A 595-nucleotide genomic window follows, 5' to 3' on the forward strand; every position below is an offset into this window, starting at 1 on the left:
TTCGGACGATTTATCGTGAAGAATTTGATGAATTATAAAAATAGTATTGTGTTTGGCACTGTAGAAATCTCTACAGTGCCTTTTATTAAAGAAAAAAGAAATTAAAAGAGGTAAAACAAAATGGAAATCATTACAAAAATTATTACTGGTCTAGGCGTAGTTGGAACAATCACAGGTCTTGTCTGGATCTGGAATGGTTCAACTGACTATATCCAAGGAAGAAAGAATAAAGATAAGCAAAGACAAGATGATGGGTCTGATTCTATGATTAATGGTGCATATCTGGCCGTAGCTTCTGCGGGAATTGCATCCGCAATCATTGCAGCACTATCTCAACTAAAATTTTAGGAGTCGCCTATGAATTTAGATATTAGAGAGCTAACAAGCTCTCTTTCTAGTTATAGCTCTGCGACAAATCAAGCTGTAAATATGATGGCTGATGCCGTTAGACCTATTGGGTATATCCTTTTAGGTCTTTTTTTCTGGTTTGAAATGGCATCGTGGTCACAAATGGTCAAGTCGAGAGGGGGAGCGTTAACACAGAAGATTTGGCTAGAAGCCTTAATGAAATATTTATTTGCCTTAATCATGATCT

1 protein-coding gene and 1 pseudogene are annotated in these 595 nt (G+C 36.5%); both read left to right on the forward strand.

From position 1 onward, the window contains the following. The first annotated feature begins 120 nt into the window (after positions 1-120). Positions 121-348 (forward strand): hypothetical protein, encoded by a 228-nt coding sequence (locus HMPREF2837_RS05110; protein WP_075230708.1) that lies wholly within the window; start codon positions 121-123, stop codon positions 346-348. A gap of 9 nt (positions 349-357) precedes the next feature. Further along, a pseudogene (locus HMPREF2837_RS05115) lies at positions 358-595 on the forward strand (conjugal transfer protein TrbL); the annotation flags it as partial.

It is taken from the genome of Streptococcus sp. HMSC071D03 (genome assembly GCF_001812125.1).
In the GTDB taxonomy this organism is placed as follows: Bacteria; Bacillota; Bacilli; order Lactobacillales; family Streptococcaceae; genus Streptococcus; species Streptococcus pseudopneumoniae_N.